At 60.4% G+C, this 16,091-nt stretch carries 8 protein-coding genes and 2 pseudogenes; 7 read left to right on the top strand and 3 right to left on the bottom strand.

Going from position 1 to position 16,091, the window contains the following annotated elements; genetic code table 11:
- Window positions 1-834 precede the first annotated feature (834 nt).
- Window positions 835-1,059: pseudogene (locus D0550_RS37120) on the top strand (CRISPR-associated endonuclease Cas2); the annotation flags it as partial.
- A 594-nt stretch (window positions 1,060-1,653) separates the two neighbouring features.
- Here D0550_RS37120 and D0550_RS08620 read toward each other — a convergent pair.
- The gene (locus D0550_RS08620) at window positions 1,654-1,896 is read right to left on the bottom strand and encodes an alpha/beta family hydrolase (protein ID WP_153067094.1); all 243 of its coding nucleotides are present in this window, start codon (window positions 1,894-1,896) and stop codon (window positions 1,654-1,656) included.
- Between the two features lie 119 nt (window positions 1,897-2,015).
- On the opposite strand from D0550_RS08620, the pseudogene D0550_RS36795 reads away from it, so the two are divergent.
- Window positions 2,016-2,219 (top strand): annotated as a pseudogene (locus D0550_RS36795) (CRISPR-associated endonuclease Cas2); the annotation flags it as partial.
- Window positions 2,220-3,140: 921 nt separating this feature from the next.
- Here the strand turns inward: D0550_RS36795 and D0550_RS36650 are convergent.
- A complete protein-coding gene (locus D0550_RS36650) occupies window positions 3,141-3,557 on the bottom strand; it encodes an alpha/beta family hydrolase (protein WP_349770709.1) in 417 nt (138 codons plus the stop codon).
- Between the two features lie 297 nt (window positions 3,558-3,854).
- On the opposite strand from D0550_RS36650, the gene D0550_RS08605 reads away from it, so the two are divergent.
- Entirely contained in the window at window positions 3,855-4,262 is a 408-nt protein-coding gene (locus tag D0550_RS08605; RefSeq protein WP_116808701.1) for a VOC family protein, read from the top strand.
- 265 nt (window positions 4,263-4,527) lie between these two features.
- Window positions 4,528-4,797, top strand: a complete 270-nt coding sequence (locus D0550_RS37115) for a SymE family type I addiction module toxin (protein WP_414717273.1) — start codon at window positions 4,528-4,530, stop codon at window positions 4,795-4,797.
- Window positions 4,798-8,074: 3,277 nt separating this feature from the next.
- On the opposite strand, the gene D0550_RS08590 is transcribed toward D0550_RS37115, so the two are convergent.
- A complete protein-coding gene (locus D0550_RS08590; RefSeq protein ID WP_116808698.1) occupies window positions 8,075-9,535 on the bottom strand; it encodes a M17 family metallopeptidase in 1,461 nt (486 codons plus the stop codon).
- 140 nt (window positions 9,536-9,675) lie between these two features.
- Between D0550_RS08590 and aceE the strand changes: the two genes are divergently transcribed.
- The 3 genes from aceE to lpdA are packed head-to-tail and all read left to right on the top strand — an operon-like array spanning window position 9,676 to window position 16,002.
- Entirely contained in the window at window positions 9,676-12,345 is a 2,670-nt protein-coding gene (gene aceE, locus D0550_RS08585) for a pyruvate dehydrogenase (acetyl-transferring), homodimeric type (RefSeq protein WP_116808697.1), read from the top strand.
- A 28-nt stretch (window positions 12,346-12,373) separates the two neighbouring features.
- On the top strand, window positions 12,374-14,131 hold the full coding sequence (gene aceF / locus D0550_RS08580) for a dihydrolipoyllysine-residue acetyltransferase (protein WP_116808696.1): 1,758 nt from the start codon (window positions 12,374-12,376) through the stop codon (window positions 14,129-14,131).
- Window positions 14,128-16,002, top strand: coding sequence for a dihydrolipoyl dehydrogenase (gene lpdA / locus D0550_RS08575; RefSeq protein ID WP_116808695.1), 1,875 nt, complete (start codon window positions 14,128-14,130; stop codon window positions 16,000-16,002). The genes aceF and lpdA overlap by 4 nt, the downstream gene beginning before the upstream one ends.
- Window positions 16,003-16,091 lie beyond the last annotated feature (89 nt).

Here is a 16,091-nt window from a genome sequence, read left to right as displayed (position 1 = left end):
AGGTACTGCACGGTGGTCGATGTGATGGGCGTGAATCTAATATCGTGGTGCCCACACTGCGACCTCATTGAAGTATGGTCGGCATTGATTCCGACCTCGCGCCGGACGCAGTGATTATCGTGCGGCATCATTGAAGTACCGTAACGCCGAACTGGCAGTTGTCGAAGTAACAAGTGATCGCGGCCTCTACGGTGCGGCTTCGTTGGAGCACGGTGGCTAGAAAATTTGGCGGCTGGCTGGGTCCGGTGTCCGCAGCGACAATGCTGCGGCTTAATTGAAGCAAATTTCCTTCGCTTACTTGACGAACTTTCATGCTCTGTGTCCGCAGCCATACCGCCGCGGCCTCATTGAAGCTTGTCAAAGTAACAATTCTCGACCGTGAGCAGGCCGGGTGATCGCGGCGATGACGCCGCGGCCTCATTGAAGTCACGGGGCAGGCCGAAGAGAGAGAGGCGCCTGGTATTCGCAAAGCGCTTCTATGAAGGGGAGCTGCCTGAGGCACCCTTGATTGCCTATGCGGAGTGGGGTGTTGGTGCGGCAGGTTCTCTACGCTGGGCTCGTGGTGTTGGCGGCTATTGGTGAGGTGTCGGCGGCATGATCGCTGCGGCCTTGTTGAAGTGTCGTGCTGGGGATATCGCCATTCAGGTCAGCGAAGTGTCCGCAGCGATAACGCTGCGGCCTCATTGAGCCTCTCCCTGGCGGTCGAGGCTCGCGATGCCGGTGGGCTAGTCGAAACCACTCGGTCCCTTTCGATCAGAAATCGACAGGGTTTTCGCTCAGCTCGCGATTGTGTCGGCGATCTCTTCCATCACTTCGTGACTATTGCGCATGCGCCAGCTGTCGGTTTTCCAATGCCGCTTGAGCAGAAAACGACATGCCGAGCTCGTGACGCTGCTCGATGGCGTGATTCATCACGATCAAGACCATACTTTTGTTTGTCGATGTCGGGCCGGCTGAACACGTGACCCCCAGAGTGGTAAGCTAGGCAAGGGCTTCGAGCCCGTCACCCGCCAGCCCATCATCGCCTTATTTCGCCGTGCCACGCGAGAGCTGCAGTGATGATGAAATCCGGCCCTCGCGGTTCTGAAGCTCTTTTAAAATCAGGAAGTTCGTTGACAATCTGAAAGCTTCCGTTGTGGCTATGTTTTATCCGGCCTGGATCGTAAATGGAGTCTCGCAAATGCGTTGCAAACGCGAGGTGGTGCGAAGGGTTATGGGTGGGCCGTGTCCGCAGCGATAAAGCTGCGGCTTCGTTGAAGCGTTCTTGGGCTGTGGTCGCCGATGGCATTGATTGAGTGTCCGCGGCGTTATCGCCGTGGCCTCGTTGAAGCGAGCCGATCGGGACCGGTGAGATAGCGCCGCAGGCCGGTGTCCGCAGCGATACCGCTGCGGCCTCGTTGAAGCGGCTTGAAGTGAGTCATTCGGCCCGTGACGGCGCCGTGTGTCCGCAGCGATCACTGCGGCGTCGTTGAAGCGATCACAACAGCTACGGCGGCGAGGCCGCTGGATGTGTGTCCGCAGCGTTTCGCTGCGGCCTCATTGAAGCAGCACCACCGTATCGAAGCTCTGCGGTGCCACGCCGTGTCCGCATCGCTGACGCTGCGGCCTCATTAAGCCTCACCTCGCCCCGCCGAGGTTCGCGCTGCCGGTGGGCTAGTCGAAACCGCTCGGTCGCTTTCGGTCAGAAGTCGACAGAGTTTTCGCCCAGCTCTCGATCGTATCCGCGATCTCTCCCATCACTTCGCGAACGTTTCGGCCGGAACGCGCCAGCATGTGGAAGGAATGATCCGCGCCGTCGATGCGCTTCAGGGTCGCGCTCGGGCCGAGTTTCTCGACGATCGGTTCGAGCAGTGTGAGATCGGCCAGGTCATCGCGCGTGCCTTGTAGGAACAGCATCGGAATCTTCACGTCCGTAGATGAGCTGCGCGTTCGGTGGATGGCTTCTTTGCCGGATGCAACGGAAAGCCGACGACCGCCAGCCCACCTACGTCTGAGCCGCGAGGTCATCCGACCTCCAGTGGCTGCAGCTTTCGGTCTTCCAATGCCGCTTGAGCAGAAAACGGCACGCCGAGCTCGTGGCGCTGCTCGATGGTGTGATTCATCACGACCAAGACCATATCCTGTTTGTCGACGTTGGGCCGGCTGATCACGTGACTCCCAGAGTGGTAAGCTTGGGCAAGGACTTCGAGCCCGTCACCCGCGCTCCCGTCATCGCCTAATTTCGCCGCGCCACGCGAGCGCTGCAGTGATGATGAAATCCCCGGGGAGCGCTCGCGATCTGAAGCTCTTTTAAAATCAGGATGTTCGTTGAGAACCGGAAAGGTTCTTTGGTGCTTATGTTTTCTCTGGCCTGGATCGTAACTTCAGCTCTCGCAAATGCGTCGCAAACGCGAGGTGGTACGCAGGGTTACGGGTGGGCTGTGACCGCAGCGATAGCGCTGCGGCCTCCTTGAAGCATTCAGTACAAGGATGGCTATGGCCCCGAAGTGGAGGTGACCGCAGCGATAACGCTGCGGCCTCGTTGAAGCGTCAGCTACTCGAGCGAGTCGATCGGCGCGGGCATCGTGACCGCAGCGATAACGTTGCGGCCTCGTTGAAGCAACTCGCCGTGCGCTGGATTCCATTGCGAATTTCCGGTGTCCGCAGCGTTATCGCTGCGGCCTTGTTGAAGCTACAACCAAGTGGATCTCGCGCGCAAAGGCCTCAGCGAGTGTCCGCAGCGATACCGCTGCGGCCTCGTTGAAGCGATCCGGATCCGTTGGACGATCTGAAGCGGGTTCACGTGTCCACAGCGATAGCGCGGCGGTCTCGTTGAAGGACTGATGCCATGTCACTCACTTCCCCGATCATCTCCGTGTCCGCAGTATTGTCGCTGTGGCCTCGTTGAAGCCGCACCGCCAGCGCCGCGAAATCCGGGCACGCCAGGTATGTGTCCGCAGCGTTATTGCTGCGGCCTCGTTGAAGCGTCGGGCCGGCACAGAGTGGCAAGACCGACAGCCTGTGTCCGCAGCGCTATCGCTGCGGCCTCATTGAGTCTCACCCTTTCGATCGAAAATCTACAGGGCTTTCGCCCAGCTCGAGATCGTTTCGGCCTGAGCACGCCAGCATGTGGAAGGAATGATCCGCGCCGTCGATGCGCTTCAGGGTCGCGCTCGGGCCGAGTTCTCCACGATCGGTTCGAGCAGTGTGAGATCGGCCAAGTCGTCACGCGTTCCTTGCAGGAACAGCATCGGAACCTGCACATCCGATAGATGAGCCGCGCGTTCAGTAGAGGGCTTCTTCGCTGGATGCAATGGAAATCCCACGAACGCGAGCCCACGCACCTCAGGTAACGGATTCGCTGTCTGAGCTTGCGAGGTCATCCGACCTCCGAACAACTTACCACCCGCGATCAACGTCACGCCCGGCGCTTGCTTGCGCGCTTCCCTACGGCCGTGCGCACAGCTGCATGACAAAGTGCCGCTGGGTCGGGACGCTTTGAGCCGCTTTCCATGTAAGGAAAGTTTAGCGGAGCGTGCCGATTTGCCGCGCTTCGAGTGCGTTGGCGAGATCGCCATGAATGCATGCGCCATTCCGGCGCCCGCACCGTGACCCAGCACAAAACACGTGCGAGCGTCCGGCGGCAGCTGCAGTAAAGCTGACACGCGTAGGCCGGGTTTAACTTCTATGCTTAGCGGTGTTGCGGAGGCTGCCATGTCCGGCAGTATGAGCTTTTGGGCACGGGCACTTAATGGCAGATTGAGGCGCTGTGCCCGGCAGTTGCTGCCGCACCTGGCCCGGCAATCAACTTGCTTTGATCGGCGCTGCGTCGCGCACTATGGCCCTCCTGCTTGGTCGACGTTGGAGAATGATTCATGAAGCCTCGGATTTCTCTCATTACGCTTGGCGTCGACGATCTCGAGCGCGCGGTAGATTTTTACGCTAGCGGTCTAAGGCTCAAGACCGACGGCATCGATCACGGCGCGGTCGCGTTCTTCGAATTGGAAGGCGGTCTGAGGCTGGCGCTGTGGCCGCGCAAGAGTTTGTCACACGACTCTGGATTGCCTCTGTCAGCACCGAGTCCCACGGACTTCTGTCTCGCTCACAATGTGAGTTCGAAAGCGGAGGTCGATGCAGTGATGGAGCAGGCTCGGAGTGCCGGCGCGACCATCGTCAAAGCCGCGCACGATACGTTTTATGGTGGCTACGCCGGCTATTTCCAAGATCCGGAGCGGCATCTGTGGGAGGTGGCGTGGAATCCGCAGATGCTGCCGAAGGAGTGAGCGAGCGCGCTGTGCGCGTGAATTCACTCTCACCAATGGGTGAGATCAGATCCTCCCGGTGGGGGATGCTCCCCTTCAATGGCTTCCTAAGTTTTGGCGCTCTTATGATTCGAATGGGAGCTAAACAACCGTATAGATACTTATTTTAACGGCAATAGAGACTGGGCGAGTAACTCGACAAAGAGCGGCGCCCGAAGGTGCTACAACACCATCCGGGCGCCTGACCACAGTCAACTTAAAAGGAGCTGACCATGGCTACTGCAAAGTGTACGACGCCTCCGCGCGGCGTGGACGCGCATATTCCCGCGCAATCCTCCGAAGCAACCCAGTCGCGCCAGTTAAAGATCCGAGACTTCTCTCCCTAAAAGCGTTGCTAGAAGGCAGCGAACCCGAGCCGAGGCCTTCGTTGCATCTCCAAGGACGCTGGCTCGAGAAGGCGGGCTTCCCAATCGGCCCGAATGTGCGAGTGCAGGTGACTCCACGGCGTTTGGTCGTGGAGTTGATGAAGCGTGGTTCGGATGGCGCAGAGTCTTGAGCACCCAAGTTCGGCAAACTCACGCGGACACGTCACGGTGTCGATGGCTGCCGTACGGTGCGCAGGGTTGCGCGAGGGGCGTGATCGCGACGGTAACGCTGCGACCACATTGAAGCGACGTTGTCGCAGACGTTATCGCGGGTCTGGACGGCGATTGCGCTCCAACCTTTGAAGGCAGGTGCTGCTGGGCGCTACGGCGGACAATGCGACATTATCGCGGCGTGATTGTCGCGACCTCATTTGTATTAGTTTCGACTTGATCTGACACCCCTCTTGCAAAGAGCGGGGTTACCCGGTTCGATGGTTGTTACCAGGCAATCACCTAGAGATGTCCGCGGCGCTAACGCTGCGGCCTCGTTGAAGCGGGATTTCGGTAGCCATCGGCGGCCGATACTACTCAGGTGTCCGCAGCGATACCGCTGCGGCTTTGTTGAAACCCAACCTGAATCGGGGTGACGTTTTACCCGTTGTCGTGCCCGCAGCAATAACGCTGCGGCCTCGTTGATGAGCCTGTCATCGTTCGATTTTGCCGGGTCGCGCGAGCGCGGTAGTGACGAAGAAATCCCTGGGGAGCGCTCGCACTGAAAAAGCTCTCTAAAAATCAGGATGTTTGGTGAGAATTGGATGGTTCTCCATGTCGTCATGTGTTTTCCAGTCCGGAATGCAGCTTTCGCAAACATGCGGAAAACGCGAGGGGCGCGTAGGGTTACGCGTGGGCTGTGATCGCGGCGATGACGCCGTGGCCTCATTGAAGCGCGAATCCGCAGTCGCTCGCGGGTCCGCAATTGTGTGATCGCGGTGATCGCGTCCGCGCGGGTGATCGCGGCGATGACGCCGCCGCTCACTAAAGCGGGACGTAGCTATCGTCCGGCCCCGGCTTCTGGATCGCGTGATCGTGGCGATTATGCCGCGGCCTCATTGAAGCCTTAGTCGCGTAATGCCGCAGACGTGACGCGGTTCCGTGATCGCGGCGATGACGCCGCGGCCTCATTGAATCTATGGCTTCCACTCGGATCGTTACGAGAAGGATATCGGTGATCGCGGCGATGACGCCGCAGCCTCATTGAAGCAGCAACTGCACCGGACCAGCGACGCGATGGCCTAGCGCGATCGCGGCGATTGCGCGCGATCTCATTGAAGCCCGCAGCCCATTTCACCGTTGATTATTGCCGCACGTTCGGTGATCGCGGCGATTACGTCGCGACCTCATAGAAGCTTCGCCGCGTTGTGATCGCAGTCATGTTCGGCGCCGTGTCCGCAGCGTCATTCCTGCGGCCTCATTGAGTCTCACTCCAGTTGGTCGAGGTTCGCTGTCTGTGGGTTGGTCGAAACGGGTCGGTCGCTTTTGAGTAGAAATCTGCAGGCTTTTCGCCCTGCTTGCGATCGTATCCGCGATTTCTTTCAGTTCGTGATCGTTGCGCCGCGAGCGCGCCAGTACGTGAAGCGAGTGATCCGCCGCGTCGATGCGTTTCAGGATCGCGCATGCCTTGCCGGAACAGCATAGGAGATGGTGCGCCAGGTCTCCATGATGTCGCCAGCGATTACTCTTGGCCATCACGGCGTGTGCGGCGGACTCTCTGTGACCGTTGCAAGCAATTGCTCCTTTGTTGTTGGAACTCTTAGGTACCTCGTACACCGTGGCGGTCTCATTGAAGCAATGCCACGCGCCGCTTTCTCGAAGCGTGGCTTGCGGTTATCGCGGCGACTGCGCCGCGACCTCATTGAAGGAGGTATGCCGCGACGCGCTGGTCCTGCATCGACGTTTTCGTGGCGATGACGCTGCGGCTCATTGAGGCGATCCGAAGGGGGGGCGGACCTACTGAAGCGGATGTATGGTGTCCGCAGCGTTATCGCTGCGCCCTCATTGATCCTCGCCTCAGGCGGTCGAGGTTCGCCCTGATGTAGTCAAGTTGAATCGTTTCGGTCGCTTTCGATCGGAAATCTACAAGGTTTTCGCCCAGCTCAGGGTCGTGCCCGCGATCTCTTCCATCACCTCATGATCATTGCACCGTGAGCGCGCCGGCACGTGGAACGAGTGACTCGGCGGCGTTTGGTGGGGGAGTTAGTAGAGTGCGATTCCGACGGTGCGGAATCGCATGCCACGCTCTCGGCAAACTCACTCCAACATCTCGCGGAGCTGATCGATGTGATGGAGCCGCCGCGCGCATGCGCGGCGATCCCGTGGCGGTCGCGGTTCGGTCACAATTTAGCACTCGCATATGAACTTTCCCTGCAAGTAGAGACTGATCGAGATCTGTGCACGAGGATTCGCTTGCAGGCGTATATCCGGCATCTGAGTTGGGAGACATTACGTCCCGTGCCGATATGAAGATCTGCAACACTGCGGGTGCCATGCGCTCCCCGGCGGGAATGCGCCACGAGTGTAGTACCGGCATCAAGCAGTGCGGACGCGGTCCAGTGAGCCATGATGAGCGATGAGCCTCTGAAGCAAGCATTTCAGTCATCGCGGCGACTATGCCGCGGCCTCATTGCAGCAGGAGAATGAGGCGAACCTAGCTGGGTGTGTGCATCGCGGTTGGAAACGCGAGAATGTGCGCATGGTTGCGCGTGGGCCATGATGCGGTGATTACACCGCGGCCTTATGAAGCATCGAGCAGGGCGTGAGCGCTGAACAAGTCGATGCGAGTGTGATCGCGGCAATTGCACCGCGACCCCATTGAAGCTACTGATTGCCGTCGATCTTCAGTGCGACCAGCCCGCGTGATTGCGGCTATTACGTTGCGACCTCATTGAAGCAAAGGCCTTCACGGATCAGTTCACACCGATGCGGCAAAGATCGTGGCTACTGCTGCGACCTCATTGAAGCACCAGGCCGTCGAGCGCAGGACCGCCTGCAGCGATGGTCGCGCGTCATGGCTGCGGCCTCATTAAAGCATCTGTGCTGGTCGAGACATACGAGGGCGTGTTCGCCACAGGCCATCATCTGGTGACACGAGTGACTTGCCCGCAGTGTTATGGCTATGGTTTGATATCCTTATGCAATGAACGATGTCGCGATCCTCGAAAAGAGTGGATCGGTACACCACTGAGTCCATGGCATGAGCGCAGGTGTTAGGTCCGCAGCGTGGTGGCTGCGGCTTCATTGAAGTGGATTATCACGATGCAACTGCGCGAACCGTTTCTTAGTGTCCGTGGCCTTATCGCCGCGGCCTCATTCAAGCGTCAACGCGGGCCCACCCGAGACGCAATTTGACAGTTTGCGTTTCTCCGGAAACGTCCAGCGCCAAGCAGTCGGGGCGGAAGCGACACCAACGCCTCACTCCCGCCGAGCCCGCTTCGCCCGTCCGCCGCTGAGCAAGTCCTGCTCAAGCAAAAGCTGCGTCGTGTACCGCACTCCAAATCCCGTGAAATCCGTCGGCACATGCGCAAGCCCACCGGGCCGATTCCCCGCGGCCAGATCGATGTGAATCCACGGAATCTCCGCCGGCACGAACTTGCTCAGGAACCGAGCGGCCAAGATGTGATCGCCTTTGCTATCCGGCGTGCACTGAAGGACATCGGCGATCGATGATTCGAGATCGCTGTCGAAGTCTTCGTCCATCGGAAACGGCCACACGCGCTCACCACTCTCACGACCGGCTGTCTCGATAGCGCCGTGCCACTCGGGGCGATTCGTGAATGCACCACAATAGCGCTCGGTCAGTGCTGTAACACACGCACCCGTGAGTGTCGCGAAGTCGATCATCAAATCTGGCTTCTCGCGCGCGGCGATCGTCAATGTGTCGGCAAGCACCATGCGACCCTCAGCGTCGCTGTGCGCGACTTGGATCGTTGTGCCATTCGCGGCGCGCACGACTTCTTGCGGGCGAAATGCGTTCGAGCCGATCTGGTTTTCGGTGATGGCGAGCCAGCAATCGATGTCATAAGGCACGTTCAGACGGCTCAGCGCGAGCAGGGTGCCGACCGCGACGGCGCTGCCCTGCATGTCTTCGTGCATCTGATACATGCTTTTGTGGGGCTTTAAATTGATACCCCCCGTGTCAAAACAAATGCCCTTGCCGACCAGCGCCAATTTCTTGCGCGTGGAGTCTCTTCCAGCTCGATAGCGCAGCCGCACGATGCCCGCGTCGCGGTGCTCATTTGCGCGTGTTACCGCCAGAAAGGCACCGGCGTTCAGCTTCTTCAGCGCGCGCTCGTCGAGGAACGAGAACGCCCAGCCTTCGCGTTTCGCGAGGTCACGCAACGCTTTTCGATAACTCGCCGTGTGCAAGACATTGGGCGGCAGCGTCGTCAGCCAGCGCGCCAGGTGATTGCCGCGATCAATCGCAATCGACAGATCCGCATCGATGTCCGGGCCATCGCCGCTGAGCGTGAGTTGCGGCGGCTCCGGCACTTTCGGTGTCTTCGACTTAATCACCGGCATGGGCGCGGTCGCGGCCAGCGCGGCGGCCGTCAGCGCTTCAAGCATTGCGGCGCTGTGAGTGGCGTCGAGGCCCTGGGTCGCCAACAGCACCTTCGCGCCGGAAACAGGCGCTAACTCCTTCCAAATGCGCGTCGCGAGCGACAGGCGCTCGAACGCCGAACTTGAAGGTTTTGCAAGTGCCACCACCATAGGTGATGCATCGGCTGCCACTCGCGCACTGAGGATAGATACAGGTCCGCGTGCCTTGGCTTCGCGATACAGCCGTTGCCAGGCCGCACTGAAAGGCAGCTTGGCCAGGCGTTGCTCGGCCTGTTCCCGATCGAGGATGACGATGCAGCCATCGTGTTTTTGCATTGAGCTTTCGCTCAACTGTGCGCGGCGTTGAGAAATACGTATGTCGCGCTCTGCAGGAAGCAATTCCACCACACCAGGTTCCTTGACCGAAAATTCTCAAACTCCGATGATACGCGGCCACCTTTTGCAGCACACCCGACATGTCCGAACCCTCCAGGTTTGATGATCTCGATCCCGAAGAAACGCGGGAATGGCTCGAATCGATCGACTCGGTGATCAAGGCGCAGGGCGCCGGCCGAGCCCACTTTCTGCTCGAAAGGTTGATCGATTTCACGCGCCGCAGTGGTGCGTACCTGCCGTTCAAGCCCAATACGGCCTATGTGAATACGATTTCATCCGGGCAGGAGCAGGAGTACCCGGGCGATCGCAGCATCGAGCGGCGCATCGAGGCCTTCATCCGCTGGAACGCGATGGCCATGGTGGTGCACACCAATCGCCAGAGCTCTGAATACGGCGGTCACATCGCCAGCTACGCGTCGTCGGCGACCATGTACGAAGTGGGCTTCAATCACTTCTGGCGCGCGCCCTCGGAAAACCATCCTGGCGACATGATCTACATCCAGGGCCACGTCGCGCCGGGTATCTACGCACGTGCGTATCTCGAAGGCCGACTCTCTGAAGAGAATTTGCGTTACTTCCGTCAGGAAGTGGCCAGCCCGGAGAAGGGTCTCAGCTCGTATCCGCATCCCTGGCTGATGCCGGATTTCTGGCAGTTCCCGACCGTGTCCATGGGCCTCGGGCCGATGATGGCCATCTATCAGGCGCGCTTTCAGCGCTATCTCGAGAATCGTGGCGTGGTGCCGACGACCGACCGCAAGGTGTGGGCATTCCTCGGTGACGGCGAGATGGACGAGCCCGAGTCGATGGGCGCGATCACCATGCCGGTGCGCGAGAAGCTCGACAATCTGGTGTTCGTCATCAACTGTAACCTGCAGCGCCTGGACGGTCCGGTGCGCGGCAACGGCAAGGTCATTCAAGAGCTCGAAGCCGCCTTCCTCGGCGCGGGCTGGAACGTCATCAAAGTCATCTGGGGCTCGCGTTGGGATCCTTTGCTCGCGAAGGACACCAAGGGCCTGCTGCGCCGGGTGATGGAAGAGTGCGTCGACGGCGAATATCAGAACTTCAAGGCCAAGGGCGGCGCGTACACGCGCGAGAATTTCTTCGGCAAGTATCCCGAGCTGAAAGAGATGGTCGCCAACATGTCGGATGACGACATCTGGCGTCTGAACCGCGGCGGCCACGACTATAAGAAAGTCTGGAACGCCTACAACGCGGCCGTGAATCACAAGGGCGCGCCGACGGTCATCCTGTGCAAGACCGTCAAGGGCTTCATGATGGGCAAGTGGGGTGAGAGCCAGAACATCACCCACCAGCAGAAAAAGCTGGATGACGAGGCGCTGAAGGAATTCCGCAAGCGCGTCTACATCGACATCCCGGACGAGCAGATCGCCAAGTCGCCGTTCCAGCGCCTGCCGGAAGACAGCGAGGAAATGAAGTATCTGCGCGAGCGTCGCGAACGGCTCGGCGGCCCGCTGCCGCAGCGTCGCGCGAATGCGCCGTCGCTGACTATTCCTGCGCTCGAAGCCTTCGACTCGCTGCTGCAGTCCTCGGGCGATCGTGAGTTCTCCACCACGATGGCATTCGTGCGCATCCTGCAGATGCTGGTGAAGGACAAGAACATCGGCAAGAACGTCGTGCCGATCGTGCCGGACGAGGCGCGTACCTTCGGTATGGAAGGCATGTTCCGCCAGGTCGGCATCTATTCCTCGGCGGGTCAGCTGTACACGCCGCAGGACGCCGATCAGCTGATGTTCTACAAGGAAGACAAGAAGGGTCAGATTCTCGAGGAAGGCATCAACGAAGGCGGCGCGCTCGCTTCGTTCATCGCGGCCGGTACCGCGTATGCCAACCACAACGTGAACATGATTCCGTTCTACATCTATTACTCGATGTTCGGATTCCAGCGCGTTGGCGATTTCATCTGGGCGGCCGGCGACAGCCAGGCTCGCGGCTTCCTGTTGGGCGGCACCGCGGGTCGCACGACGCTCGCAGGCGAAGGCCTGCAGCACCAGGACGGTCACAGCCATCTCGCGGCCAGCACGATTCCGAACTGCATTGCTTACGATCCGACGTTCGCATACGAGCTCGCAGTCATCATTCAGGACGGCATGCGTCGCATGTTCGCCGACCAGGAAGATGTCTTCTATTACCTCTCGGTGATGAATGAAAACTACGCGCACCCGGCCATGCCGAAGGGCGCGGAGGCGGGCATCCTCAAGGGCATGTACCTGCTGCAGTCCGGTGGCAAGGGCAAAGTGCGTGTGAACCTGATGGGCTCCGGCACGATCCTGCGCGAAGTCATCAAAGCCGCCGAGATTCTCGAGAAGGATTACGGCGTGCCGGCCGACGTGTTCAGCGCGACCAGCTTCTCCGAGCTGCGTCGTGAAGCGTTGGATGTCGAGCGCAAGAACTTGCTGAATCCCGATGCGCCGCAGGCGGTGCCGTATGTGCGGCAGGTGCTCGGCGATCGCACCGGTCCGTTCATTGCTTCGACGGACTACATGCGCATCGTGCCCGATCAAATACGTCAGTGGGTCCCCGGACGTTTCGTCGTGCTCGGCACCGATGGTTACGGTCGCAGCGACTCGCGTGCCGAGCTTCGCCGGCACTTCGAAGTGGACGCCGCGCACATCGTGGTGGCTTCGCTGCGCGCGCTCGCGGACGAAGGCAAGCTCGATATGGCGACCGTCAAAGGCGCCATCAAGAAATTCAACATCGATCCGGACAAGCCGAATCCGGTGACGCAGTAAGACCCGGTCAAGCTCTGATTAATTAAGCATGGCAACAGATATCAAAGTACCGGATCTCGGCGACTTCAAAGACGTCGAGGTCATCGACGTGCTGGTCAAGCCCGGCGACCAGGTCGAAGTCGACACGCCGCTGCTGACCCTGGAAACCGACAAGGCGACCATAGATGTGCCTTCCACGGATGCCGGTGTCATCGCCTCGCTCGCCTTGAAGAAGGGCGATCGTGTTTCCAAAGGCAGCCTGATCGGTCAGATCGAAGCCAAAGGTGGCGGCGCTGTTGCCGCGCCGGCTGGTGCGACCAAGACGAGCGGCGCGGCTGAAGAGCCTGTATCCACGCCGTCGATCGGCAAGGAACAGTCGGAGCGCAACGCTGGCGCGCCAGCAAAGCAAGCTGCGTCCGGCGGCACGGCTTCCAGCGAGGCGGCGACTCCGAGCAAGGCGGAGTCGAACAGCGGCGCGGCGGGTGGCGGCGAAGTTCGCGTTCCCGATCTCGGTGACTTCAAAGATGTGGAAGTCATCGACGTGCTGGTCAAGCCTGGCGATCGCATCGAAGTCGACACACCGCTGCTGACCCTCGAAACCGAGAAGGCGACGATGGATGTTCCGTCCACGGCCGCCGGTGTGCTCAAGTCGCTCGAGTTGAAGAAGGGCGACCGTGTTTCCAAAGGCGCTTTGATCGGTCTGCTCGAAGGTGGCGCCGCGCCTGCTTCGAAGAGCGCGCAGGAACAGCCAAAGGCTGCGCCCGCTGAGCCTGCGAAAGCTGCCGCGCCCGCCGCCGCTCCGGCGAAGAAAGAGCCGGCACCCGCGCCCGCGGCGGCTGCTGCTCCGGCTGAAACGAAAGGTTTGCCGCCGATCGACGAAGCTGGATTCGCTCGCGCATACGCGAGCCCATCGGTTCGTAAGTTCGCGCGCGAGCTCGGTGCCGATCTGAGTCGCATCAAAGGCACGGGTCCGAAAGGTCGCATCACGCCCGACGACGTGAAGGCGTTCGTCAAGCAAGCACTGTCGTCAGGCGCGCCTGCTGGCGCCGGCGCTGGTGGCGGCGCGCTGCCGAAAGTCCCGGAAGTCGATTTCTCCAAGTTCGGCGAGATCGAGGTCAAGCCGCTCAGCCGCATTCAGAAGATTTCCGGCCCGCATCTGCAGACCAGCTGGCTGAACATTCCGCACGTCTGGCAGATGGACGAAGCGGACATCACCGAGCTGGAAGAAACCCGCAAGAAGCTCAAGGGCAACGCCGAGAAGCAAGGCATCAAGCTCACGCCGCTCGCGTTCGTGCTGCGTGCCTGCGTGTTGGCGTTGAAGGAGTTCCCGAACGTCAACAGCTCGCTGGAGTCGTCGGGCAAGAACCTCGTCCTCAAGAAGTACATCAGCCTGGGCTTCGCGGCAGACACGCCGGGCGGCCTGGTCGTGCCGGTCATCAAGGACGCCGACAAGAAGGACATTTACGAGATCGCGCGCGACCTCGCGGTGCTCTCTGAAAAGGCTCGCGCCGGCAAGCTGACGGTCGCCGAGATGCAGGGCGCGACGTTTACTGTGTCGAGTCTCGGTGGCATTGGCGGCGTGGGCTTCACGCCCATCATCAATGCGCCGGAGGTAGCGATCCTCGGTGTGGCGAAGTCGAGCTTCAAGCCGGTTTATAAAGACGGCCAGTTCGTGCCGCGCCTGATGTTGCCGTTTACGCTGGCCTACGACCATCGCGTGATCGACGGTGCTGCCGGCGTGCGCTTCACCACCTTCCTGGCGGAGAAGCTCGCTGACGTGCGTGGGCTCATCGAGGCGGTGCCGTGACCAAAGTTAATGTTCCCGATATCGGCGACTTCAAGGACGTCGAAGTCATCGACGTGCTGGTCAAGCCGGGCGATGAGATTGCGCTCGAAACCCCGCTGGTCACTCTCGAAACCGAGAAGGCGACCATGGATGTGCCGTCGAACGCCGCGGGTGTCGTCAAATCGGTCGCGTTGAAGAAGGGCGATCGGGTTTCCAAAGGCGCCTTGATTCTCGAAGTCGACGCTGCGGAGGCTAAGGAAGCGCCGGCTGCGAAAGAAACAAAGGCTGCGGCCCCGGCGCCCGCGAAGGAAGAGGAAGACGTTCCTTTTACGGACACGATCGTCCGAGAGCAGAAAGCGAAGGCTGCCGCTGCGAACGCGCCCGCGCCCGCTCCGACTCCCGCCAAAGATACTTCGGGCGGCACGTACGACTACGACATGGTCGTGCTTGGTGCCGGCCCCGGCGGATACACCGCCGCGTTTCGCGCTGCCGATCTCGGCATGAAGGTCGCGTTGGTCGAGCGCTGGCCGCAACTCGGCGGCGTGTGTCTCAACGTAGGCTGCATCCCATCGAAAGCCTTGCTTCACGCCGCGAGGGTGATCGAAGAGGCGCATGAGATGGAGGCCTTCGGCGTCACTTTCGGCAAGCCGCAGATCGACGCGGTCAAACTGCGCGGCTGGAAAGAGAAGGTCGTCGGCAAACTGACTGGCGGTCTCGGCGTGCTCGCCAAGCAGCGCAAGGTCGAAGTCATCCGCGGCATCGGCAAGTTCGTCTCGCCCCATGAGATGCAGATCGCGAACACCGACATGACTCCGCAGTCCACGGTGTTGTCGAAGGGCGAGAATGCGCCGGGCGAAGGCGCACGCAAAATCTCGTTCAAGAACTGCATCATCGCGGCCGGCTCTGAAGTCGTCCGGCTGCCCGGTTTGCCCGACGATCCGCGCATCATCGATTCCACTGGCGCGCTCGAGCTCGATCTGCCGAAGCGCATGCTTGTCATCGGCGGCGGCATCATCGGCCTCGAAATGGCATGTGTGTACGACGCGCTGGGCACCAAGGTCAGCGTCGTCGAGCTCACCGACGGCCTGATTCCGGGTTGCGATCGCGACCTGGTGCGTCCGCTCGAGAAGCGCATCAGCAAGCGCTATGAAAAGATCATGGTGAAGACCAAGGTCAGCAAGGTCGAGGCGCTCAAGGAAGGGATTCGAGTTACGTTCGAGGGCGAACAGGCCCTCGAGCCGCAGATCTATGACAAGGTGCTGGTTGCGGTCGGCCGCAGCCCGAATGGCAAGAAGATCGGCGCGGAGGCGGCCGGCGTGGAGGTCGGCGAGCGCGGCTTCATCCCTGTCGACAAGCAGATGCGCACGAATGTTTCGCACATCTTCGCGATTGGCGATATCGCCGGCCAGCCCATGCTCGCTCACAAGGCCTCGCATGAAGGCAAGCTGGCGGCCGAAGTCGCCCATGGCGAGAAGCGTTTCTTCGACGCGCGCGTGATTCCGTCGGTCGCTTACACCGATCCGGAAATCGCGTGGGTCGGCCTGACCGAGACCGAAGCCAAGGCCAAAGGCATTGCCTACGAGAAGGGTAGTTTTCCGTGGTCGGCCAATGCCCGCTCACTCACGCTCGGGCGTGATGACGGCTTGACCAAAGTGTTGTTCGATCCCAGCACCCATCGGGTCATCGGCGGCGGCATCGTCGGCCCGAACGCCGGCGATCTGATTTCCGAGATTGCCCTGGCGATCGAGATGAACACGGATGCCGCCGATCTGGGGCTGACCATCCATCCGCATCCGACCTTGTCGGAGACGGTGATGTTCTCGGCCGAAGCGTATGAAGGCACGCTGACCGACCTGTACGTGCCCAAGAAAGCGGCCCGCGCCGCTCACTGACCGACGTAGCCAAAACGTCATCTATTAGAAATATTCGTGCCATGGCTTGTCCTTTCAGGACAAGCCGCCTCCTTTCAGTGCATTGCCGG

The sequence above is a fragment of the Steroidobacter cummioxidans genome, assembly GCF_003104955.1.
Note: the sequence above shows the minus strand (reverse complement) of the source record. Positions and strands in the feature narration are given on the sequence as shown.